The organism is Corallococcus sp. Z5C101001 (assembly GCF_007352635.1).
In the GTDB taxonomy this organism is placed as follows: Bacteria; Myxococcota; Myxococcia; order Myxococcales; family Myxococcaceae; genus Corallococcus; species Corallococcus silvisoli.
Genome location: NZ_VKLU01000016.1, coordinates 132,634 through 155,049 on the forward strand (window position 1 = coordinate 132,634; position 22,416 = coordinate 155,049).

Sequence of the window (22,416 nt, forward strand, 5' to 3'; positions counted from 1 at the left end):
ACCTCGATGCGTGGAAACAGCAAGTGGACGGGCCTGGCGCTGGTGGCGGGGCTCGCGGTGTCGGCGGAGGCAGTGGCGGCGGATGGCAACCTGGACAGTGACCCGGGCCGCTCGTCCTCGTTCGGTCAGCAGGGCCAGGTGGTCGTCAGCCAGGAGCTGAATGGCTTCCTGGGCTACAACACGGCCTCGGAGGTGTTCCTGGTCCGGCTGGAGCCGTCGGCGGACTACTTCCTCCAGCAGAACCTGTCCGTGGGCGCCTCCGCGCTCGTGGCCTTCGGCTTCGGTGACTCCACCGTCGTGGGCCTGGGCGTGCTGGGCCGCGTGGGCTACCACCTGCCGCTCAACGAGCGCGTGTCGTTCTGGCCCAAGGCGGGCTTCGGCGTGCAGTTCGCCCACGTGCCGGGCGCCAGCGACGTGAACTTCGTCCTGGATTTCAACGCCCCCATCCTGTTCCACGTCGCGCCGCACTTCTTCGTGGGCGCGGGCCCGCAGGTGCGCGCCCTCATCAGCCAGCGCGTGGGCAGCCTGGGCTCGGAGCAGGGCAACTTCTCCGGCAACGACGTGACCATCGGCATCAACACCACGGTCGGCGGCTACTTCTAGCCTCCCGCCTTCTCCGGCACCCTGGGCCATGGGCCCGGGTGTCGGGGAAAGCAGGACCTGGGACGTAGGGCGGTCTGGATTGACGTCCCGGGTTGGATGTGTTGGGTTGGAGCTCGCCATGTCCGTGCTTCCGTTCGTCTCCCGGCTGCCCGCGTTCGCACCCCTCCATCCGCTGGGTCGGGGTCCGTTGGGCGAATGGGTGTCCCTGGTGTGGCCGCTGGAGCAAGGCCCCGGGGTCGCGCGCCCGCTGGTGGTGAAGACGTTCCTGCTGGCGTCGGGGCTGGCGCCGGAGACGCGGCGTCCGTTGGAGGAGGCGCTGGCGCGGGCGGTGCCGCTGCGGCATCCGGGCATCGCGCGGCTCCACGGCTTCCAGGTGGATGCGCGCGACACGCTGACGGTGGTGTCGGACTACGTCCCCGGCTGTTCGCTGGCCACGGCGCGAAGGCGGGTGGTGGGGCGGGGCGGGCGGCTGTCGGAGGCGTTCGTGTGTCACGTGGGCGCGGAGGTCGCGGGCGCGCTGCAGGCCGCGCACGCGTCGCGCGTGGTGCACGGGGACGTGTGCGCGCACCGCATCCGCGTGGGGCCTCGGGGCGAGGTGACGCTGACGGACTTCGGGCTGAGGCCCGCGCACCGGCTGCTGCGCCGGTTCACGTCGCCCTCGCGGCCGGACGTGGTGGCGCCCGTCGCGGAGGACGCGGGCGGCGCGTCCGCGGAGGCGCGGGAGGACCTGCGCGCCCTGGGCCGTGTGTTGTGGGAGTTGGTGACGGGCCGCCCCGGGGGCCCGGAGGATGCCGGGGACACGGCGGCCTCGTGCGACGTGTCTCCCGCGCTGCGGGACGTGCTGCGGCCGTTGCTGCGGGATGCGCCCGTCGAAGGGGACGCCGGTGCGCGGCTCCAGGCGGACCTGCGCGCATGTCTGGAGCGCGGCGGGACGTGCCACGGGCGCGAGGACGTGGTGCGGGAGCTGGCGGCGTTGCCGGGGTCGGGCCCGCTGTCGCCGGTGGAGCTGTACGTGGGCGCGGCGTCGGTGATGACCGCCTCCGTGCCGGTGCGTGAGCGCGCGCTGAAGTCCTGAGCGGGCCGCGGATGATCCGCGTGCGGGCTCGCGCGGTCGTTCCCCCGTCGGAGTGACCTGTAGGGTAGCCAACGTCCTGCGTCCTCGCCGTGCGAAACGCGACGGGACGGGATGGAGGCGCTGGTGGCTGTCGTCATGCCGCGCCCACAGTCGTGCCCACCTCCGGCGTGAGCAGTCGCGGAGGCCCGCCGCGCTGGACGGAGGAGGGCATGGCACCGCTGTTCCACCCTGGGACGGACTCATGGCTGCGCGCGCTCATCGCGCTGGCGCTGGGGGTGCCCGCGGTGTCGTTGGCGGGGCTGTTGCTGCTGGCGCGCAACCCGCTGGGCCGTGGCTCGTTCGCGCCCCGGGAGCAGCCCATCCCGTTCGACCACCGGCACCACGTGGGCGACGAGGGCATTCCGTGCGGCTACTGCCATGACGGCGCGTGGCGCTCGCCCGTGGCGGGGGTGCCTCCCACGCAGCGCTGCCTGGGCTGTCACGCGCAGGTGTGGAACGAGAGCGCGAAGCTGGAGCTGGTGCGCGCCAGCGGCTTCGACGGCATGCCCCTGCGGTGGAACCGGGTGCACGCGCTGCCGGACTACGTCTGGTTCAGCCATCAAATCCACGTGAACAAGGGCGTGGGCTGCGTCACCTGCCATGGGCGCGTGGACACCATGGCGGCGGTGCAGCAGGTGGCGCCCCTCACCATGGGCTGGTGCCTGGACTGCCACCGCGACCCGACGCCCTGGCTGCGCCCGGTGTCCGAGGTCGCGAACCTCACGTGGCGCCCTCCTGGCGACGCGCGCGCGACCGGCCGCGCGGTGCAGGCCGCGCTCGACGTGCACCCCCGCACGGATTGCAACACATGCCACTTCTGACCGGCCCCGCATCGCTGGAGGTCCAGGACACGTCCTCGCCAGACGGGGCCCCGCGCGCGTGGCGGAGCCTGGAGGAGTGGCGCGCGGGAGGGCCCGGCCACGAGGCCGTGTCGCGCGAGCACCCCGAGGGCGCGGCCCTGGCTCCCGAGGGGCTGGCGCGGCGCACCTTCCTCCAGATGGCGGCGGCGTCGCTGGCGGCGTCGGGCTTCACCGGGTGCTTCCGGCAGCCTCCGGAGAAGATCCTCCCCTATTCGAAGCCGCCGGAGGGACTGACGCCCGGCGTGCCGCTGCACTTCGCCACGGGGCTGGAGTGGAACGGGCGCACGGTGGGGCTGGTGGTGGCGAGCCATGAGGGGCGGCCCACGAAGGTGGAGGGCAACCCGTCGCACCCGGCGAGCCTGGGCGCGGCGGGCGTCTTCGAGCAGGCCGCGCTGTTGGGCCTGTACGACCCCGCGCGGGCGAGGACGGCCCGGCTCCAGGGCGTGGAGGTCGCGTGGAGCACCGTGCGGGATGCGCTGTTGAAGCAGGCCTCGCGCGAGGACGGAGGCGCGGGGCTGCGCTTCCTGGTGGAGCCCACCGGCAGCCCGCTGGTGCAGGCGCTGCATGCGCGCATCCAGCAGCGCTTCCCTCGGGCGCGCATCATCCCCTGTGGCGCGGCCCTGGCGGACGGGCGCGTGGAGGGCACGCGGCTGGCGTATGGACGGCCGCTGGACGTGGTGCACGACGTGGGGCGCGCGGTGGTGGTGGCGCTGGACGATGACTTCCTCGCCACGACGGAGCCCGGCCACCTGCGTGCGGCGCGGGACTTCGTGAGGGCGCGCGGCCCGGAGGCGATGAACCGGCTGTGGGTCGCGGAGAGCACGCTGACGCTCACGGGCGCCTTCGCGGACGCACGGCAGCGGATGAAGCCCTCGCAGGGCGTCGCGGTGATGGTCGCGCTGGCGGCGGAGGTGGGCGCGGGGCTCGCGGGCCCGGGTGCCACGGCGGGTGCACCGGCGCCTGGAGCGGGAGTCGGGCTCGAGCGCCCGGGTTCCACGGCGGGTGCACCGGCGCCTGGAGCGGGAGTCGGGCTCGCGGGCCCGGGTGCCACGGCGGGCGCACCGGCGCCTGGAGCGGGAGCTGGGCTCGAGCGCCCGGGTTCCACGGCGGGCGCACCGGCGCCTGGAGCGGGAGCCGGGCTCGAGCGCCCAAATGCCACGGCGGGCGCACCGGCGCCTGGAGCGGGAGCCAGGCTCGCGGACCTCCGCGTCCCCGAGGGCGCGTTGACCGAGGCGCAGCGCGCCTGGGTGCGCGGCGCGGCGAGGGACCTGCTCGCGCACCGGGGACAGGGGCGGGTGACGGTGGGGGCTCGGCAGCCCGCGCTGGCGCATGCGCTGGCGTTCGCGGTGGACGAAGCGCTGGGCAACGCGCCCCGGTTGGTGGAGCCCGTGGCGCTCCCACCGGGAGGGCCCGAGGCGCTGACCTCGCTGGTGGACGAGCTGCGCGCGGGACGGGTGGACACGCTGATCATCACCGCGTGGAACCCGGTCTACACGGCCGCGGTGGACGCGGGCCTCCAGGAGGCGCTGGCCCGCGCGCCCTTCCGGCTGTACCACGGACTCCACGAGGACGAGACGGCGGCGCGCTGCTCCACCTTCGTCCCCGCGACGCATCCCTTCGAGTCCTGGCGCGACGGACGCGCCCCGGACGGCACCGCGTCGCTGCTGCAACCGCTCATCGCGCCCCTGTTTCCCGGCGCGGTGCAGGAGGTGGAGGTCCTGGCCGCCTTCGCGGGGCTGGAGTCGCGGAGCCCGTACGAGCTGCTCCAGTCCCTGTGGCGCGAGCGCTCGGGTTCACCTCCGGACTTCGAGGCGCGGTGGGAGGCGTGGCTCGCGGACGGCGTCATCCCCGGCACCCAGGCACCGCCCGCGCGGGCCGCGCTGGACGCGGCGGCGGTGGTGGCCGAGGCGCGCCGTGCGCCAGGGGCGGCAGCTCCAGGGCTGGAGCTGGGGCTGGTGCTGGACTCGCGGCTGTACGACGGCCGCTTCGCCGGCAACGCGTGGCTCCAGGAGCTGCCGGAGCCGATGACCAAGCTGACCTGGGACAACGCTGCGCTGCTGTCGCCCGCCACCGCCCGGACGCTCGACTTGGAGAAGGGGGACGTGGCGCGGCTGGAGCTCTTCGGGCAGGCGCTGGAGGTGCCCGTGCTGGTGCTCCCCGGCCAGCCGGACGACACCGTGACGCTGGCGCTGGGCCAGGGCCGCGAGCGCGTGGGCCCGGTGGGCCAGGGCGTGGGCGTCAACGCGTACCGGCTGCGGCACCGGGACGCGCCCTGGGGCGCGCCGGGACTGCGTGTCACGAAGGCGGGCCGTCACCACGCCCTGGCGCTCACGCAGGAGCACTGGAGCATGGAGGGCCGCGAGCTGGCGCTCCAGCTGCCGGACGCGGCCTTCCGCGCGCGGCCCGGGGCCTTGAAGTCCCTCCAGGAGGAGGGTGAGCGGCTGTACCCGCCGGTGCCCGCCTCCCGGAGGAGCGAGCGGCACCAGTGGGCGATGGCCATCGACCTGCACCGGTGCACCGGATGCAGCGCGTGCATGGTGGCCTGCCAGGCGGAGAACAACGTGCCGGTGGTGGGACGCGACGGCGTGCTCAAGAGCCGGGAGATGCACTGGCTGCGCATCGACCGGTACTTCCTGGGCGACCCGGACGACCCGGGCGTCATCACCCAGCCGGTGGCGTGCGTGCACTGCGAGGCCGCGCCCTGCGAGTACGTGTGCCCGGTGAACGCCACCGTCCACTCGGACGAGGGCCTCAACCAGATGGTCTACAACCGCTGCATCGGCACGCGGTACTGCTCCAACAACTGCCCCTACAAGGTCCGCCGCTTCAACTACCTGGAGTACCAGCAGCGCGAACCCCTGGCGGGCCTGCGCCAGAACCCGGACGTGACGGTGCGCTCGCGCGGGGTGATGGAGAAGTGCACGTACTGCGTGCAGCGCATCGAGCGGGCCCGCGCCGTCGCGCGCTCCGCGCACCGGGACGTGCGCGAGGGCGAGGTGCGCACGGCCTGCCAGCAGGCCTGTCCCACGGAGGCCATCACCTTCGGGGACCTGCTCGCGCCGGAGTCGGAGGTGCGCCGGAAGCACCAGGACCCCCGGCACTACAAGCTGCTCAACACGCTGGGCACCCGGCCGCGCACGGTGCACCTGGTGCGCCTGAAGAACCCGGCGCCGAAGGGGGGCGCATGAGCGCGGCGGATCCACAGGTGCCCGCGCCCGGGGACCCGCTCACGGAGCACCCGCTGCTGGAGGGGCACCACTCCGACCGCGAGTACAGCGAGTCGTTGCTGGCGTACGTGCACCAGCCGCCGCGACGCGGGTGGTGGGCGTTGCTGGCGGTGGGGCTGGCGGGCACCGCGCTGCTGACGGTGGCGGTGAGCGTCACGCTGCTCGTGGGCGTGGGGACGTGGGGCAACAACATCCCGGTGGCGTGGGCGTTCGGCATCACCAACTTCGTGTGGTGGATCGGCATTGGCCACGCGGGCACGCTCATCAGCGCCATCCTGCTGCTGCTCCAGGAGAAGTGGCGCGGGTCCATCAACCGCTTCGCGGAGGCGATGACGCTCTTCGCGGTGACGTGCGCGGGGCTCTTCCCGCTGCTGCACCTGGGGCGGCCGTGGAAGTTCTACTGGCTGGTGCCGTACCCCAGCAGCCTGAGGGCGTGGCCGCAGTTCCGCTCGCCGCTCACGTGGGACATCGCGGCGGTGAGCACGTACCTCACGGTGTCGCTGTTGTTCTGGTTCCTGGGGCTGCTGCCGGACCTGGCCACCGCGCGGGACACGGCGAAGACGCCCCGGGCGCGCTTCTGGTACGGGCTGGCGAGTCTGGGGTGGCGCGGGTCCGCGCGGCACTGGCGGCAGTGGCGCACGGGCTACCTGCTGCTGGCGGGGCTGGCCACGCCGCTGGTGGTGAGCGTGCACACCATCGTGTCCTTCGACTTCGCGGTGTCGCAGCTGCCCGGCTGGCACACGACGGTGTTCCCGCCGTACTTCGTCGCGGGCGCGGTGTTCAGCGGCTTCGCGCTGGTGCTCACGCTGCTCATCCCCGCGCGCAAGGCGCTGGGCATCGAGCACGTGGTGACGCCGCTGCACCTGGACAACATGGCGAAGGTGCTGCTCGCCACGGGGTGGATGGTGGCGTACGGCTACATCCAGGAGCACTTCTTCGCCTGGTTCAGCGGGAACCCGTTCGAGATGCACGCCACGCAGGCGGAGTTCTTCGGGCCCTACGCGCCGCTGTTCTGGATGCAGGTGACCTGCAACGTGCTGGTGCCGCAGCTCTTCTGGTCCTCGCGGCTGCGCACGAACGTCGGGGTGCTGTGGGTGGCGTCGCTGCTCATCAACGTGGGGATGTGGACCGAGCGCTTCCTCATCGTGGTGGCGTCGCTGAGCATGGACTTCCTGCCCTCGTCCTGGGCGCCGTACCGGCCCACGTGGGTGGACTGGAGCCTGCTGGGCGGCACGGTGGCCTTCTTCGGCACGGCGTTCCTGCTGTTCCTCAAGCTGGTGCCGCCGGTGTCGGTGAGCGAGACGAAGGAGCTCCAGCGCGAGGTGGACGCGTCGCTGCGCTTCCGGCGGGAGCACGAGCGCCCGAAGGGCGGTGCTCCATGAGCCTGCACTGGGTGCTGGGGGAGTTCACGTCCAGCGAGGCGCTGGTGGTGGCGCTGAAGGACCTGCGCGCGCGGGGCTTCGCGCGGCTGGACGCGCACACGCCGTTCCCGGTGGAGGAGACGTTCGAGGCGCTGGGCTTGAAGCGCTCGAGGCTGCCGCTGCTGACGCTGGTCGCCGGGTTGGGCGGCGCGGTGCTCGCGTACGTCACGCAGTGGTTCACGAACGCGGTGGACTATCCGCTGGATGTGGGGGGGCGGCCGTTGCACAGCGCGCCCACGAACCTGCCCATCACGTTCGAGCTGGGCGTGTTGAGCGCGGCGCTGATGGTCTTCGGGGCGCTGATGGTGATGTTCGGCTTCCCGCACGTCACGCACCCGGTGTTCGACGTGGAGTCCTTCCGCAGCGCGTCCGTGGATGGCTTCTGGGCGAGCGTGGCGGTGGAGGCGGAGGACGCACCGGCGGCGGAGGCGGCGCTGCGCGAGCTGGGGGCGCGGCACGTGTCGGTGGTGGTGGAGGGGGCGCGATGAGGGGGTGGGGGCTGATGGCGCTGCTGGGCGGCATGGCGGCGTGTGACGACACGGACCCCATGGCCTCGCAGCCGCGCGCGGAGGCGTTCCGGGAGAGCGCGTTCTTCGAGGACGGCCGGGCGATGCGCCCCCTGGTGCCGGGCACGGTGGCCCAGGAGTGGAGGGCTCCGGCGCGCGAGGACCCCACCCGGCGGCAGGGGCTGGCGGCCGGAGGCGGGTGGATCCGCGCCGTGCCGGTGCCGCTGACCCGCGAGCTGCTGGAGACGGGGCGCGCGGCCTACGACACCTGGTGCGCGGTGTGCCATGGGCTGACGGGGGACGGGGACAGCCTCGTCGCGCGGAAGATGCCGCAGCGCCGGCCGCCCGGGCTGTTCGTCCCCCACGACCACGCGACGCAGGAGGTCTACGGCATCGCGGAGGCGGAGGCGCCGTACACGGGCACGCGGGCCGTGGCCGAGCGCGTGGGCCCGGGGGCGTTCCCGCTGCCGCGCGAGGTGGACGGGTGGGGGGCCGTGCGGGACACGCGCGGGAGGTCCGACGCGGGGACGCCTGGCGCTTCCGCTTCCATCCAGGGGATGGGCGACGCGGGAGTGCCGGTCGCGTGGGGGGCACCCCACCGGCCTCCGCGCATCCCCGGTGCGCCGGAAGCGAGCCAGGTGACGTCGGCGGAGTCGGCGCGCGCCCGGCAGGTGGCGCTGGTGGGGCCCCGCAGCATCGCCATGGAGGGGCGGCTGGACGAGCGCTCCGCCACGGGAGACCTGCCGCATCCGGTGGGCTTCTACTTCGCCGTCATCTCCGAGGGCTTCGGCGTCATGCCGGCCTACGGCGCGCAGCTCTCCACCGAGGAGCGCTGGGCCGTGGTCGCGTACCTGCGCGCGCTGGGCCGCAGCCAGCGCGCGCCGCTCTCCGCCGCGCCCGCCGACGTGCAGGCGCGACTTCGCCAGGAGGTCCACGCCCCATGACGGCCCCCGTGCTTCCACGCTTCGAGGGAGGGCAGCGCGCGCTGACCATCAGCGCGGCGCTGGGCGTGGGGGGGCTGGCCGCGACCGCGCTCGGCGCCTTCCTGGACGTGCGCGACGCCCTGGCCGGCTACCTCTTCGGCTTCACCTACTGGCTGGGGCTGTGCCTGGGCGCGCTGCTGCTGCTCGCCACCTTCCACGCGGCGAAGGCGCGCTGGCCCGTGGTGCTGCGCCGCGCGCAGGAGGTGATGGCCGCCACCGCGCCGCTGTTCCTCCTGCTCTTCGTGCCCCTCGCGCTGGGTCTGCGGCACCTGTTCCCGTGGGTCGAGCCCCCGGCGGACCTGGGGGCGCACACGCTGCACGTGCTGGAGCATCGGCGGCCCTACAACAACGTGCCCTTCTTCCTGGGGCGCGCGGCGCTCTACTTCGTCACCTGGGGAGTCGTGGGCCACCTGCTGCACCGCTGGTCCTTGCGCCAGGACGCCACGGGCGACGTGCGCTGGACCTTGTGGCAGCGGCGGCTGGGCGGGGGCTCGCTGCCCGCGCTGGCGCTCACGTTCTCTTTCATGACGCTGGACTGGATGATGTCGCTGGAGGCGACGTGGCAGTCCACCATGTACGCCGTCCACGTCTTCTCCGGCGCCTTCGTGGGCGCGCTGGCGCTGCTGGTGGTCGCGGGCGTGGCCACGCGCGACACGCTGCACTTCGGCAGCCTGCTGTCCCCCGGCCACTACCACCGCCTGGGCACGCTGATGTTCGCCTTCGTCTGCTTCTGGGCCTACATCGCCTATTCGCAGTTCATGCTGATCTGGGTCGCCTCGCTGCCAGAGGAGGTGAGCTGGTACCGCGTCCGCCTGGAGGGCGGCTGGGGCGTCCTGTCGCTGCTGCTGGTGCTGGGCCACTTCGTGCTGCCCTTCGCCTTGCTGCTGTCGCGCGAGCTGAAGGCGCGGCCTCGCATGCTCGCGGGCGTGGCGCTGTGGCTGCTCTTCATGCACGCCGTGGACGTGGCGTGGCTGCTGTTCCCCTCGCTCTTTCCGGAGCGCGTCACCTTCCCCTGGACGGCGCTCACCGCGTGGGTGGGGGTGGGCGGGCTGTCCGTGGCCCTGGCCCTCTGGTGCGCGCGCGGCACGTACCCGGTGCCGGTGGGAGACCCGTACCTCGTCCACTCGCTCCAGGTGCGCCCGCCATGAGGGAGACCCGGCCACCGCCTCCTGAGATGGAGCGACTGCCCACCGCCTGGCTCATCCGCGTGGGCGCCGTGGCGCTCGGGCTGCTCGCCGCGGCCAGCGTCGCGGCCTGGGGCCTGTGGGTGTACTGGCGGCCCGCGTCCGAGAACCCCCTGCCCGTGGCCCCGGGCACCTGGCAGGTGGGCATGGTCAACCAGGCTCCCTTCACGTTGGACCGGCGCGCGGACGTGTTGAAGGCGGAGCAGCGCGCGAAGCTGGACGGCTATGGCTGGGCGGACGTGGACGCGGGCCTCATCCACCAGCCCCTCGAAGCGGCGATGGAGCAGCTCCTCTCCAGCCCGGACGGGGAGGGCGAGCGATGAACGAGCTGCTGCGCCGCCTGTTCTTCCTCCCCGAACAAGGGTCCACCTTCGCTGTCCAGGTGGATCACCTGCACTACGCCCTGTTCCTCACCACGCTCGCGGTGGCGGCGGGCATCGGGGGCGTCGGCGTCGTCTTCCTGGCGCGCTACCACCGGCGCACGGCGACGGACCCCACGCCGCGCATCGTCGCGCCCGTGTGGCTGGAGGCGCTGTTCATCGGGGTGCCGCTGTCGCTGTTCCTGCTCTGGTTCGTGCTGGGCTTCCGGCAGTTCGTCTGGGTGATGAGCCCTCCCCGGGACGCGCTGGATGTGTACGTCACCGGCAAGCAGTGGATGTGGAAGTTCACCTATCCCGGAGGCCCCAGCGCCATCGACACGCTGGTGGTGCCCGCGGGCCGCCCGGTGCGGCTGCTCATCACCTCGCGCGACGTCATCCACTCCTTCTACGTGCCGGACTTCCGCATGAAGCGCGACGCGGTGCCCGGCCGCTACACCGACCTCTGGTTCGAGGCCCCGAAGCCCGGCCGCCACCCGGTGCTGTGCGCGGAGTATTGCGGGCTGGACCACTCGCAGATGCGCGGGGAGGTGGTGGTGCTGTCGCCCGCGGACTTCGAGTCCTGGCGGGACGCGCAGCGAAGCAACATCCCCGTGGCCGCCCTGCCCGGCGCCAGCACCCGGCCGCGACCGGAGACGATGGCCGCGAGGGGCGAGCACATCGCCGCCACGCAGGGCTGCCTGCAATGCCACACCGTGACGGGCGCGCCGCACATCGGCCCCACGTGGCTGGGGCTGTACGGACGGAGGGAGCCGCTGGAGGGCGGCGGCGTCGTGCTCGCGGACGAGGCGTACCTCACCGAGTCGATGATGGACCCCCTGGCGAAGGTGGTGGCCGGCTACGCGCCCGTGATGCCCGGCTACCACGGGCGCCTGAGCGCGGAGGACTCCGGCGCGCTGGTGGAGTTCATCAAGTCCCTGCGTCCCATGCGCCCGGGCGTCACCGCGGCGGAGGAGCCCGTCTATGTCCCCACCGGCCGCTGAGTCCTACCTGACGGACGGCCGCACCTTGTGGTCGTGGCTCACGACGCATGACCACAAGCGCATCGGCCTGATGTTCCTGGGGCTGACGCTGAGCTTCTTCTTCCTGGGCGGGGTGTTCGCGCTGGCGCTGCGCATCGAGCTGCTCACCCCGGGCCGCACCATCATGGGGCATCTGGCATACAACCGGATGTTCACGCTCCACGGCGTCACCATGGTGTGGCTGTTCATGATTCCGGCCATCCCGTCCGCCTTCGGCAACTTCCTGGTGCCGCTGATGATCGGCGCGAGGGACGTGGCCTTCCCCCGGCTCAACCTGGCGTCCGTCTACCTCTACGTGCTGGGCGCCAGCGTCACGCTGTGGGGCATGTTCGAGGGCGGCGCGGACACGGGCTGGACCTTCTACACCCCCTACAGCACCACCACGGGCACGGCGGTGCTGCCGGTGCTGCTGGGCGTGTTCATCATCGGGTTCTCCACCATCCTCACCGGGCTCAACTTCATCGCCACGGTGCACACGCTGCGGGCGCCGGGCCTGACGTGGATGAAGCTGCCGCTGTTCGTCTGGGCCATCTACGGCACGTCCATCATCCAGGTGCTGGCGACGCCCGTGCTCGGCATGGTGCTGGTGCTCGTCGCGCTGGAGCGGGTGGTGGACGCGGGCATCTTCGACCCCGCGCGCGGCGGCGACCCGCTGCTCTTCCAGCACCTGTTCTGGTTCTACAGCCACCCGGCCGTCTACATCATGGTGCTGCCGTCCATGGGCGTCATCAGCGAGGCGGTGAGCGCCTTCAGCCGCAAGAACGCCTTCAGCTACCGGATGGTCGTCTACTCCACGCTGGGCATCGCGTTCGTGGGCTTCTTCACCTGGGGCCACCACATGTTCGCGTCGGGCCAGTCCACCTTCGGCTCCGGCGCGTTCGGCGCGATGTCGATGCTGGTGGCCATCTTCACGGCGATCAAGATCTTCTCGTGGATGGGCACGCTCTACCGGGGCTCCATCGCGATGGAGGCCCCGCTCTTCTACACGCTGGGGTTCATGTTCTTCCTCTTCTTCGGGGGGATGATTGGGGTGGCGTACGCGACCACGTCGCTGAACCTGCACTGGCACGACACGTACTCGGTGGTGGCGCACTTCCACTTCATCATGGTGGGGGCGACGGTGATGGCGTTCCTGGCGGCGCTGCACTACTGGTTCCCGAAGATGTCCGGGCGCTGCTTCCCCGGGAGGCTGGCCAACGGCGCGGCGGTGTTGATCATCTTCGGCTTCATCGCCACGTTCGTGCCGCAGTTCCTGCTGGGGAACATGGGGATGCCCCGGCGGTACGCGGACTATCCGCCGCACTTCCAGTCGCTGCACGTGGCCTCCACGGCGGGTGCGTCGCTGCTGGCCTTCGGGTTCGTGTGCATCGCGGGCTATCTCGCGTGGAGCCTGCGCTACGGCGCCGTCGCGGGGAACAACCCGTGGGGCAGCGAGGGCTTCGAATGGAAGTCCGCCTCTCCACCCCCCACGCACAACTTCCCGGTCACGCCCGAGTTCCCCACGGGCCCGCACGAGTACGCGCGGGAGGAGGTGCCGCATGCCGCCTGAGGCCGTCACGGGGCACTGGGGCTCCGAGGGCGCGCGCCGTCAGGCGGCGTACCTGGGCATGTGGGTCTTCATCGCGACGGAGGTGTTGCTGTTCGCGGGGCTCTTCACGGCCTATGGCGTGTATCGCTCGGTGTACCCGGAGGTGTTCCGCGCGGCGCAGCTCACGATGAACGTGGGGCTGGGCACGCTGAACACCTTCCTGCTGGTGACGAGCAGCGTCCTGGTGGCGCTCGCGGTGCACGCGGTGCGGGAGGACAGGCCGGGGCTGGGCGGCGTGCTGCTGCTGGCGGCGGCGCTGCTGGGCGTCGTGTTCCTGGGGGTGAAGGGCGTGGAGTACGCGCAGCACGTGAAGGACGGCGGGCTGCCGGGCGCGGCGTACCGGTTCGGAGAGGTGCCCCGGGTGGGGGCGAGCCTCTTCTTCACGCTATACTTCCTGCTGACGGGCCTCCACGCGGTGCACGTGACGGTGGGCGTGGGGGTGCTGACGGTGCTGGGCGTGCGCTCGGCGGGAGGGGCGTTCGGCGCGGAGTCCGCGACGCCGGTGGAGCTGGGCGGCATGTACTGGCACCTGGTGGATGTCATCTGGTTGTTCGTCTATCCCATCCTGTACCTGTCATGAGGAGCGGGCCCGTGATGGAGGACGCGGTGGAGAAGCCGGGGCGTCAGCTGGGGGTGCCCGCGGTGCTGGGCGTGGGCGCGGTGTTGCTCGCGTTGACGACGCTGACGTACCTGCTGCACCGGCTGCCTCACGGCGCGTGGTCGCTGCCGGTGGCGCTGTTCATCGCGGGGGTGAAGGGGCTGCTCATCGCCCTGTTCTACATGCACCTGCGAGAGCAGCGCGCGAGCAACGGGCTGGTGTTGCTCACGGCGGTGGTGTTCGTGGCGGTGCTGCTGACGGTGTGCCTGCTGGAGACGCGCACGCGCTTCCGGCCCACGATTCCGCCGGGCCCGTTCGCGGTGGAGCCCCTGCCCGGGAGGATGGAGGACCCGAGGGGCGCATGGCCGCCGGAGCCCGCGGGTCCCCGGTCGCCGTGAGCCTCAGCGCGGGGCGGTCCTCAGGGCCAGGACGTGGTGGCGCAGGCGGTCCGCGCGGGTGAGGACGCGCCGGAAGGCAGGCACGGTCCCGAGCGAGGCCCCGAAGGCCAGGTGCAGCAGGAAGAGCAGCGCGGAGGGGTCCTCGCGCGAGAGCGGGGGCGAGCCGAAGGGAATCACCAGGTGCGCCATCACGGCCCACACGGCCAGGCCGTAGAGCAGCCCCAGGAAGAGGGCCGCCACGGCGGTGCCTCGGCGTGGCAGCAGGAGCGAGAAGCCCGTGGCCAGTCCGCCCGCCACCGCGAAGTGGACCAACACCCCGAGCAGCACCGCCCCCGCGCCCCGGGCCGTGCCGTCGCGGAGGAAGAGCCCCGCCACGCTCAGCGCTGGCCGCGAGGGCTCGCCGTGCAACACGCCGGTGAACGCGCAGGCGAGGAGCGCCATCGCGCAGGCGCCCAGTGTTCCGGCCATGGCGCCTGGGAGGACGGCGTCCCGCACGAGGTTCCACGGCGCCACCGCGAGGTCCACGGCCCGGGTCCTCCGTCGTCCGCGCGTTCGCATCAGGCGCTCCTGTTCCTGTCTCAGCGTGTTTCTTCCGCGCTGATTCCCTTGTTTCAAGGGTAGGGATGGCCCCGCTCGGGCGGGACCCGCCAGCCCCCGAGGGGAGGCGGGCCCTCCGCCCAGGGGCGGGCGCCCGGGGAGGGCCCGGCCGCCTGGAGGGAGGGTGTGGAGGACTCCCTGTGTCACGGCGTGGGTCCGGGCCGAGCCAATGGACGGCCCCTGGGGGGAGGCCGCTAGGCTTCAAGGTGTGATCGCCTCTGTCGACTTCGAGCACTTCCGGTGCCTGTTGCGGGTGCGGCTCTCGTTGGAGCCGTTGACCGTCCTGGTGGGGCCCACGGCGTCGGGGAAGACCGCGGTGCTGGAGGGGCTCCAGCACCAGCTCGCCTATGAGTCGGCGGACTTCTGGCGACGGGATGAGTCGCGTCCGCTCTCCATCGAGTGGACGTACGTGCACGGGGACCGCACGCGCGTGGAGTATCCCTTCAGCGTCATGGACACGCTGCCTGGCCAGGGCCACTCCACGCAGCAGCTGTCGCTGAGCATGGAGGCGCTGCGCGAGGGGAGCTCCTCCGCGAAGGCGACGTGGTTGGAGCGCAAGGGCGGCAACCTCGCGAGCGTCTTCGCGGCGCTGCCCATGTCCACGCGCGAGGCCATCTCGGAGGAGCTGGCGAAGCGCGTGCCGTCCCTGTCGGAGGTGGACGTGGCGCGCGACCTGGAGGACCGCTCGTTCCGTCTGCGCTTCCGCGACCGCTGGAGTCCGGACGTGTGGTTCGGGCCCAGCCATGTGTCGGACGGGGTGCTGTGGCTGCTGGCGTTCCTGGTGTTGCCCTACCAGCGGCCGTTGCCGGAGCTGCTCACGCTGGACGAGCCGGAGCGCGCCCTGCATCCGGGACTGGTGCGCGAGGTGCTGGAGCTGCTGCGGGCGATGACGCGGGGCGAGTCCACGGGAGGCCAGCCGGTGCAGGTGGTGTTGGCCACGCACTCGCCGGACCTGCTGGAGCACCTGCGTCCGGAAGAGGTGCGGCTGTTGTCCCGGGAGCCCGCGGACGGCTCCGTGCGGGTGCGGCCGGTGCCAGCGGCCTCGCTCCACTGGCGGCGCGAGTGCCGGGAGTTGCTGGACGCGCTGTAGCACCGGGGCCGGAAGGGGCCGGGCTGTCCACCAGCGCACGACATCCACGCCACGACTGACCGCGAGGTGACGCTCCGCGTGGAGGGATGACGGTTGTGCGGCTGCATCGGTGGACCACTCCTAACGTGGGTCCGCGCGCCCACCCATGCCCCTGCTCCTGCCCATCCTCCTCGCCCTGGCGTGCGCGCCGCTCGCGTATGCCGCGGGCCGGTGGCGCACCGCGGCCGCGGCCTGGGTTGGCGCGGCGGGGGCGCTCGTCGCGCTGGGGGCGCTCGTCTGGGAGGGGAGGCAGGGGCCCGCGCGCCTCGTGCTCCCCTGGGCGCCCACCTGGGGCCTGTCGCTGGAGTTCACGCGCGACGGCCTGTCCAACCTCTACGCCGCGATGGCGCTCGGCGTGGGCGCGCTCGTCGTCCTGTACTCGCGCGCGTACATGCCGCACCACCTGGAGGAAGAGGGCCGGCCCGCGCGCGACGAGGTGCGCTTCCAGTTCCTGCTGCTCGCCTTCATGGCCGCCATGGTGCTGCTCGTCACCGTGGATGACCTGCTGCTCTTGTTCGTGGCGCTGGACCTCACCACCATCGTCTCGTACCTGCTCATCGGCTTCGACCGCGACGACCCCGAGTCGCGCGCCGCCGCGCTCCTGTCGCTGGTGCTCACCGGCGCCACCTCCGTCGTCTTCTTCGCGGGCGCCATGGCGCTGGGCCTCCAGTACGGCACCTTCTCCCTGCCGCTCGTCATCGAGCGCGCCGCGAGCAGCCCCGCGTCCACCGGCGCGCTGGTGTGTCTGGCCGTGGGCGCGCTGGGCAAGAGCGCGCAGGTGCCGTTCCACTTCTGGCTGCCGCGCGCCATGGCCGCGCCCACGCCCGTGTCGTCGTACCTGCACTCGGCCGCGATGGTGGCCGCGGGCGTCTTCCTCCTCCAGCGCCTCTTCCCGTTGTTCGCCCCCGCCACGGCCGTGCGCGACGGGCTGCTCGCCGTGGGCTTCCTGTCCCTGGGCATGGGCAGCCTGATGGCCCTGGTGGCGGATCCGTTCAAGCGCGTGCTCGCGTACTCCACCATCGCGCAGTACGGCTACGCGCTGGTGCTGGTGGCGCTGGGGTCGGAAGGCGCGCCGCTCTACGTCGCCGCCCACGCGCCCTGCAAGGCGGCCCTGTTCCTCACCGCGGGCGCGGTGACGCAGGTGACGGGCCGCAAGAAGCTGTCGGAGGTCGGCGGCCTGCGCCACTCGCTCCCCGTGCTCGCGGGCGCCAGCGCCGTCGCGGCGGCGGGGCTCGCCGCGCTGCCCCTCACGGTGGGCTTCTTCAAGGACGAGGTGTTCTTCCACGCGCTGGTGGAGCGGGGCCCCGCGTTCATGGCGGCGGGGCTCGTGGGCGCGGGCCTGACGCTCGCGTACACGCTGCGCCTGTGGTGGGGCCTCTTCGGCGGACCGCGCCAGGACGTGCCCTCCGCGCCCCGGCTGCTCGTCGCGCCCGTCGTCGTGCTCGCCGCGCTCATCCTCGCGGGCGGCGTGCTCCCGGGGCTCCTCGTCGCACCGGCCCGCGCCGCGGCGGCCACGATGCGCGGCACGCCGTCCACGCTGGCGCTCGCGTACCACCTGGATGCGCGGGCGGAGAACCTGCTCGCCGTGGGGGCCTGGGCCCTGGGCGCGACGCTGTTCGCCACGCGCCGCGCGTGGACCCCCGCGCTCTCCCGCGTGCTGGAGGGCACGTCCCGGGTGGGGCCCGCGCGGGGCTACCGCGTGCTGCTGCACCAACTGGACACGCTGTCGACCTGGCTGCACGAGAAGGAGGTGCGCGACCTGCGCGACCGGGTGGCGTCCGTGCTGGTGCCCACGGGCCTGCTGGGCATCGCGGTGCTGGCGGTGACGCCGCTGCGGGGCCGCTTCATCGTGGGCTCGGTGGGGTGGGCGGACCTGACGCTGGTGATGGCGCTGGCCTTCGCGTCCGCCGCCGCGCTGGCCACGCTGCGCGCGAAGGACCACCTGGTGCTGGTGCTGCTCCTCTCCTGCGTGGGCTTCAGCCTGGCCATGGTGTTCGCCTTCGCCGCCGCGCCCGACGTGGCGCTCACCTCCGTGCTGGTGGAGACCACCTTCACGTTGCTCTTCGCGGGCCTGCTGGCCCTGCTCCCGGTCGGCCGGCTGAAGCGCGCGCAGCAGGAGTCACAGAACCCGAGGGGCCGCGACCGCATCGCCTCCGGGGTCGCGGGCGCGAGCGCCTTCCTCCTCTGCTGGAGCGCCCTGTCCCACCTCCAGGCCGAGCGGGTGGGCGCGCGCACGGTGCAGCTGGCGGAGGCCGCGCACTCCCCCAACGTCGTCGCGGCCGTGCTCACCGACTTCCGAGGCCTGGACACGGTGGGGGAGATGAGCGTCGTGCTGGCGGCGCTGCTGGGCGTCACCAGCCTGTTGAGCCTGAAGGGGAGGCGCTGAAGAAGCCATGCGTTCCTTCGTCCCGCCCTTGTCGCGCCTGTTGCTGTGGCCGTCGTTGATGATCGCCCTGGCCTTCTGGCTGAAGGGAGGCGCGTCGGTGGGCGGCGGCTTCCCGGCCGGGGCGTTGGCGGGGCTCGCGGTGTTGTTGCAGTACGTGGTGACGGGCCGCGAGCAGGCCCGGCGCTACGCGGCGGTGCGGTACGCGGCGCCGCTCGCGGGCGTGGGCCTGCTGCTCGTGGTGGGCACCGCGTTCCTGCCGGTGCTCGCGGGGTACACGCCCATGACCCTCTTCCCCCGGCCGGGGGAGCCCGAGGTGGGGATGGGCGGGCTCCACCTGCACACCGCGCTCGTGTTCGAGGGAGGGCTGATGCTCATCGTCTTCGGGTTGGTCGTCACGGTCATCGACCGCTTCGCCCTGAGCACCGGAAGGGGAGAGGAGACCGGGCCATGATCCTCATCGCGTCCCTGGTGGTGGGCCTGCTGTTCGCCTGCGGTGTGCGGATGGTGCTGGAGCGCGAGCTGGTGCGCGTGGCGTGCGGCACGGTGCTCATCACCAACTCCAGCGTCCTGCTCATCCTCGCGGGCGCCTTCCCGGAGCGCGGCGAGGCGCTGGGCGTGCAGGAGGGGTGGCCGGTGACGGATCCGGTGCTCCAGTCGCTGGCGCTGACGGCCATCGTCATCGGCTTCGCGGTGTCCGCGCTGCTGCTCACGCTGGTGCACCGCACGCAGCGCGCGCACGGGTCGCTGCGCACGGACCGGCTGGCGGAGGCGGAGCTGAAGCGCGTGCACACCGCCGAGAAGGGAGGGCCGTGATGCCGCTCTGGGGGCCGCTGCTCTTGCCATGGGTGATGGCCGTCGTGCTGGCGTTCCTGGACGGGCGCCGCGCGTGGGTGGCGTGGCTGGCCATCGCGGGCCTGGCGGGGACGCTGGTGTGCACGGCGTGGCTGTTGCCGCAGGCGTGGAGCGCGCACCCGCCGGAGTTCGTCACCGGCGACTGGCCGGTGGGCGTGGGCATCCGCCTGCGCGCGGATCCGCTGTCCCTCGTCTTCGCGCTGGTGTCCACGGCGGTGCTGCTGGGCACGCTCGTCTACGAGCACGTGGCGGGGGGCATCACGTCGCGCAGCTTTCCGGCGTTGGTGCTGTTCCTGGGCGCGGGCTTGACGGGCGTGTTCTTCACCTCGGACGCGTTCAACTTCTACGTCTTCTTCGAGCTGGCGATGACGGCCGCGTTCGCGCTGGCGTCGTATGGCGAGAAGCCCCGGAACCTGCGCGCCGCGTTCACCTTCGTGGTGGTGAACCTGATGGGGTCCACGCTGTTCCTCACGGCGGTGGTGATGCTGTACCTGACCACCGGCACGCTGGACATGCAGTCCATCATCGCGTCGGGGCAGGCGGGGGCGCCGTTCGGGATGGTGGTGCCAGGCACGCTGCTCTTGTGCGCGTTCGGGGTGAAGCTGGGGTTCTTCCCGTTCCACTTCTGGGCGCCCGCCGTGTACCGGGACGCGGGCCCCACGGTGGCGGCGCTGCTGGCGGGGGCGCTGGCGAACATTGGCAGCTATGGCCTGCTGCGCTTCGGCGCGGACGTGATGCCGCGGGCGCTGGCGCAGGCCCGGCCGCTGCTGGAGATCCTGGGCGCGACGAGCATCCTCTACGGCTCCCTGCTGGCGCTCTCCCGGCGGGACACGCGCGAGGTGCTGGCGTACGCGTCCATCACGCAGGCGGGGCTCATCATCGCGGCGCTGGGGTTGGGGGGGCGCGAGGGGCTGGCCGCGGCGGTGGCGCTGGCGCTGGCGGGGTCGGTGGACAAGACGGCGCTGTTCCTGGCGCAGGACCGGGGCGGTGAGCGCGCGAGGAAGGCCTATTCGGTCGCGGCCTTCAGCACGGCCGGCGTGCCGCCCACCGCGGGCTTCTGGTCCAAGGCGTGGCTGTTGCGCGCGGCGCTGGAGCGGGGGCACGCGCTGCTCGCGGGGCTGGTGGTGCTGGCGAGCATCCTGTCCCTGCTGGCCCTCTTCCGCGCCTATCAGCGCGAGGCCTGGTTGCGCGAGGGCGCGGCCCTGCACCGGGGCACGGGCGCGGTGGTGTACGCCCTGGCCCTGGCGCTCATCGCCGTGGGCCTGTGGCCGGAGCCGCTGCTGCGAGCGGGGCGCGACGCCATCGCGGGACTGGGGGCGCTGCCATGAGTCACCGTGGGGTGGGTCCAGCGCGGGAGCGGGCGCCGCGAGCAGGCCCCGAAGCCAGTGTGCGCGAGGGGGCGCCGCCATGAACCACCGGATCGTCGCGCAGGTGCTGGCCCTGGCGCTGCTGTATGCGCTGATGGTGGGGAGCTTCCATCCGGTGGACCTCGCGCTGGGCGCGGTGCTGGCCACGGGCGTGGTGCGGCTGTTCCCGCTGGCGGGCCTGCCTCCCGTGGTGGGCGGTCGCGAAGCCTGGCGGCGCACGCGCCACCTGCCGCGCTTCGCCTGGGCCCTGACGGTGTTGGTGGTGAAGAGCTGCCTCCAGGTGCTGGGCATCATCTTCGGGCGCCACTGCCGCGCGGACCACGCGGGCGTGGTGGAGGTCCCCATGGGCGAGCGCACCGCGCGCGGCGTGCAGGTGTCCTCGTGGATCATGTCCCTGGCCCCGGGCACGGTGCTGCTGGAGCTGGACTGGGAGCGGCGCGTGATGCGCATGCACGCGCTGGACGCCTCGAACCCGGACCAGCTCCGCCAGCAGCAGGAGCACTTCTACCAGCACTATCAGCGCGCGGTGTTTCCGTAGCGGGAGGACCCGGTGCACGAGACCTTCTTCACCCTGGCCATCCTCTGGTTGGTGGGCCTGCTGGGCACGCTGGTGCTCCTCGCGTCACGCCAGCGCTCCGCCGCGGACGTGCTCATGTCGGTGGACACCCTGGGCCTGGTCATCGGCGCGGCGCTGGCCCTGTATGGCGCCACGCGCGGCGAGGCCGGCTATCTGGACGCGGCCCTGGTGCTGGCGCTGCTCTCCTACGTGCAGACGGTGGCGGGAGCGCGCTACCTGCACCACGGCCGCGCCTTCCACGACGAGGAGGACTCCCGATGATGACCGTGCTCCAGCAATGGGTGGCGGATGGGCTGGTGGCGCTGGGCCTGCTCTTCATCACCGGCGCCATCATCGGGATGTACCGCCTGCCCTCGGTGCTCACGCGGGTGCACGCGGCGGGCGCGGTGCCCTTCGGCTCGGTGCTGGTCATCATCGGCGCCACGCTCGCGACGGGGGACGTGCAGTTGATGCTGCGCGGGTTGCTCGTCTCCGCGTTCCTGATGCTCACCATCCCCAGCTCCGCCCACGCCATCGCCTGGCTGGCGGAGGGACGCCCCGAGGTCGCCCACGAGAAGGCGCGCTCGCGCGGGTCCCACGGACACGGAAGGAAGGACGCGCCACCGGAGCCGCCCGGCCGGTGACACGGGCGGCCCCATGAAGAGGGGGCGCGCTCGCCTCACCCCTTCGTCAGGTGGCGCAGGACGAACCCCAGGTTGGCCGGGCGCTCCGCCAGCCGTCGCATGAAATACGGGTACCAGTGCTTCCCATACGGGACATAGACACGCACCGGGTGGCCCTCCTTCACCAACCGCTCCTGGAGGTCGCGCCGGATGCCATACAGCATCTGGAATTCAAACGCGTCCTTGGGCAGGCGGTTGCGCGCGGCGTGCTCCCGCGTGGCGTCAATCATCCGCTCATCATGCGTGGCGATGCCGTGATACACGCCGCTGTCCAACAGGATGCGCATGCAGCGCACGAAGCTCGCATCCACGTCCTTCTTGTCCGGGAAGGCCACGTCCGGACCCTCCAGGTAGGCCCCCTTGCACAGCCGGATGCGGACGCGTTCCGCGCACAGGGCCTTCGCGTCCGCCTCCGTGCGCCGGAGGTAGCTCTGGAGCACGGCGCCCACGTGCGGCTCGCCGAACTCCGCGCGCAGGTCCCGCACGATGTCCAGGGTCGCCTGCGTCACCGCGCTCTCCTCCATGTCCACGCGCACGAAGGAGTCGCGCGCCGCCGCGTCCGCCACCACCGCCCGCGCGTTCTGGAGCGCCAGGCCCCGGTCGAACAACAACCCGCACTGCGTCAGTTTCAATGACACGTTGGCCTTCACGCCCACCTGGTCGATGCGCGCGAGCAGCCGCTGATACTGACGCACTTCGTCGCGTGTCTCCTGGGGCGTGCGCACCGCTTCGTTGAGGTGGTCGAAGCTGGCCATCAACCCGCGCGCCGTGAGGGCCCGCACCGCGTCCACCGCCTCCTCCAGCGTCTCCCCCGCGATGAAGCGCGAAGCCAGCTGGCGAAAGGGTTTGAACCGCGTGGCCATGTCCTTGAGCTGGGACTGGCGCGACAGGAACAGCAGCGCGGAGCGGGACAGGTGGTCGGCGGCGGTGGTCATGCGAGTGGGCTCCCCCACCCCTGGAGATAA

Annotated in this window: 23 protein-coding genes; 21 read left to right on the top strand and 2 right to left on the bottom strand. The window is 72.6% G+C overall.

The window, feature by feature from the left end:
- Positions 1 to 6 precede the first annotated feature (6 nt).
- The 13 genes from FOF48_RS31170 (at position 7) to FOF48_RS31240 (ending at position 13,881) form a co-directional block, all read left to right on the top strand.
- The gene (locus FOF48_RS31170; protein ID WP_143907646.1) at positions 7 to 603 is read left to right on the top strand and encodes a hypothetical protein; all 597 of its coding nucleotides are present in this window, start codon (positions 7 to 9) and stop codon (positions 601 to 603) included.
- Between the two features lie 118 nt (positions 604 to 721).
- Positions 722 to 1,678: a protein kinase gene (locus tag FOF48_RS31175; RefSeq protein ID WP_161666304.1), complete on the top strand. Its 957-nt coding sequence runs from the start codon at positions 722 to 724 to the stop codon at positions 1,676 to 1,678.
- Positions 1,679 to 1,887: 209 nt separating this feature from the next.
- Complete coding sequence (locus FOF48_RS31180) at positions 1,888 to 2,538, top strand: cytochrome c3 family protein (RefSeq protein ID WP_143907650.1); 651 nt, start codon at positions 1,888 to 1,890, stop codon at positions 2,536 to 2,538.
- The gene (locus tag FOF48_RS37360; protein ID WP_255442876.1) at positions 2,526 to 5,765 is read left to right on the top strand and encodes a TAT-variant-translocated molybdopterin oxidoreductase; all 3,240 of its coding nucleotides are present in this window, start codon (positions 2,526 to 2,528) and stop codon (positions 5,763 to 5,765) included. Before FOF48_RS31180 ends, FOF48_RS37360 begins: the two co-directional genes overlap by 13 nt.
- Positions 5,762 to 7,186, top strand: a complete 1,425-nt coding sequence (gene nrfD, locus FOF48_RS31200; protein WP_143907652.1) for an NrfD/PsrC family molybdoenzyme membrane anchor subunit — start codon at positions 5,762 to 5,764, stop codon at positions 7,184 to 7,186. Before FOF48_RS37360 ends, nrfD begins: the two co-directional genes overlap by 4 nt.
- The gene (locus tag FOF48_RS31205; RefSeq protein ID WP_143907654.1) at positions 7,183 to 7,713 is read left to right on the top strand and encodes a DUF3341 domain-containing protein; all 531 of its coding nucleotides are present in this window, start codon (positions 7,183 to 7,185) and stop codon (positions 7,711 to 7,713) included. The genes nrfD and FOF48_RS31205 overlap by 4 nt, the downstream gene beginning before the upstream one ends.
- Complete coding sequence (locus tag FOF48_RS37365) at positions 7,710 to 8,675, top strand: cytochrome c (RefSeq protein ID WP_255442878.1); 966 nt, start codon at positions 7,710 to 7,712, stop codon at positions 8,673 to 8,675. The genes FOF48_RS31205 and FOF48_RS37365 overlap by 4 nt, the downstream gene beginning before the upstream one ends.
- The gene (locus FOF48_RS31215; RefSeq protein WP_143907656.1) at positions 8,672 to 9,862 is read left to right on the top strand and encodes a hypothetical protein; all 1,191 of its coding nucleotides are present in this window, start codon (positions 8,672 to 8,674) and stop codon (positions 9,860 to 9,862) included. Before FOF48_RS37365 ends, FOF48_RS31215 begins: the two co-directional genes overlap by 4 nt.
- Entirely contained in the window at positions 9,859 to 10,221 is a 363-nt protein-coding gene (locus FOF48_RS31220) for a hypothetical protein (RefSeq protein ID WP_143907658.1), read from the top strand. Before FOF48_RS31215 ends, FOF48_RS31220 begins: the two co-directional genes overlap by 4 nt.
- Entirely contained in the window at positions 10,218 to 11,258 is a 1,041-nt protein-coding gene (coxB, locus tag FOF48_RS31225) for a cytochrome c oxidase subunit II (RefSeq protein WP_143907660.1), read from the top strand. Before FOF48_RS31220 ends, coxB begins: the two co-directional genes overlap by 4 nt.
- Positions 11,239 to 12,846, top strand: a complete 1,608-nt coding sequence (locus tag FOF48_RS31230; RefSeq protein ID WP_143907662.1) for a cbb3-type cytochrome c oxidase subunit I — start codon at positions 11,239 to 11,241, stop codon at positions 12,844 to 12,846. Before coxB ends, FOF48_RS31230 begins: the two co-directional genes overlap by 20 nt.
- The gene (locus tag FOF48_RS31235) at positions 12,836 to 13,465 is read left to right on the top strand and encodes a cytochrome c oxidase subunit 3 (protein ID WP_143907664.1); all 630 of its coding nucleotides are present in this window, start codon (positions 12,836 to 12,838) and stop codon (positions 13,463 to 13,465) included. Before FOF48_RS31230 ends, FOF48_RS31235 begins: the two co-directional genes overlap by 11 nt.
- Before the next feature lie 14 nt (positions 13,466 to 13,479).
- Entirely contained in the window at positions 13,480 to 13,881 is a 402-nt protein-coding gene (locus FOF48_RS31240) for a cytochrome C oxidase subunit IV family protein (protein ID WP_143907814.1), read from the top strand.
- A 3-nt stretch (positions 13,882 to 13,884) separates the two neighbouring features.
- On the opposite strand, the gene FOF48_RS31245 is transcribed toward FOF48_RS31240, so the two are convergent.
- The gene (locus FOF48_RS31245) at positions 13,885 to 14,439 is read right to left on the bottom strand and encodes a hypothetical protein (RefSeq protein ID WP_143907666.1); all 555 of its coding nucleotides are present in this window, start codon (positions 14,437 to 14,439) and stop codon (positions 13,885 to 13,887) included.
- A 247-nt stretch (positions 14,440 to 14,686) separates the two neighbouring features.
- On the opposite strand from FOF48_RS31245, the gene FOF48_RS31250 reads away from it, so the two are divergent.
- The 8 genes from FOF48_RS31250 (at position 14,687) to FOF48_RS31285 (ending at position 21,412) form a co-directional block, all read left to right on the top strand.
- Positions 14,687 to 15,568: an AAA family ATPase gene (locus tag FOF48_RS31250; RefSeq protein ID WP_143907668.1), complete on the top strand. Its 882-nt coding sequence runs from the start codon at positions 14,687 to 14,689 to the stop codon at positions 15,566 to 15,568.
- Positions 15,569 to 15,713: 145 nt separating this feature from the next.
- On the top strand, positions 15,714 to 17,993 hold the full coding sequence (gene mbhE, locus FOF48_RS31255; RefSeq protein ID WP_143907670.1) for a hydrogen gas-evolving membrane-bound hydrogenase subunit E: 2,280 nt from the start codon (positions 15,714 to 15,716) through the stop codon (positions 17,991 to 17,993).
- Positions 17,994 to 18,000: 7 nt separating this feature from the next.
- A complete protein-coding gene (locus tag FOF48_RS31260; RefSeq protein ID WP_143907672.1) occupies positions 18,001 to 18,444 on the top strand; it encodes an MnhB domain-containing protein in 444 nt (147 codons plus the stop codon).
- Positions 18,441 to 18,806 (top strand): sodium:proton antiporter, encoded by a 366-nt coding sequence (locus FOF48_RS31265; RefSeq protein ID WP_143907675.1) that lies wholly within the window; start codon positions 18,441 to 18,443, stop codon positions 18,804 to 18,806. Before FOF48_RS31260 ends, FOF48_RS31265 begins: the two co-directional genes overlap by 4 nt.
- Complete coding sequence (locus FOF48_RS31270) at positions 18,806 to 20,173, top strand: complex I subunit 5 family protein (protein WP_143907828.1); 1,368 nt, start codon at positions 18,806 to 18,808, stop codon at positions 20,171 to 20,173. Before FOF48_RS31265 ends, FOF48_RS31270 begins: the two co-directional genes overlap by 1 nt.
- Positions 20,174 to 20,252: 79 nt before the next feature.
- The gene (locus FOF48_RS31275; protein ID WP_143907677.1) at positions 20,253 to 20,750 is read left to right on the top strand and encodes a Na+/H+ antiporter subunit E; all 498 of its coding nucleotides are present in this window, start codon (positions 20,253 to 20,255) and stop codon (positions 20,748 to 20,750) included.
- Positions 20,751 to 20,762: 12 nt separating this feature from the next.
- On the top strand, positions 20,763 to 21,050 hold the full coding sequence (locus FOF48_RS31280; protein ID WP_143907679.1) for a monovalent cation/H+ antiporter complex subunit F: 288 nt from the start codon (positions 20,763 to 20,765) through the stop codon (positions 21,048 to 21,050).
- Positions 21,047 to 21,412 (top strand): monovalent cation/H(+) antiporter subunit G, encoded by a 366-nt coding sequence (locus tag FOF48_RS31285; RefSeq protein ID WP_143907681.1) that lies wholly within the window; start codon positions 21,047 to 21,049, stop codon positions 21,410 to 21,412. Before FOF48_RS31280 ends, FOF48_RS31285 begins: the two co-directional genes overlap by 4 nt.
- Before the next feature lie 35 nt (positions 21,413 to 21,447).
- Here FOF48_RS31285 and FOF48_RS31290 read toward each other — a convergent pair whose 3' ends face one another.
- On the bottom strand, positions 21,448 to 22,386 hold the full coding sequence (locus FOF48_RS31290) for a proline dehydrogenase family protein (protein WP_143907683.1): 939 nt from the start codon (positions 22,384 to 22,386) through the stop codon (positions 21,448 to 21,450).
- Positions 22,387 to 22,416 lie beyond the last annotated feature (30 nt).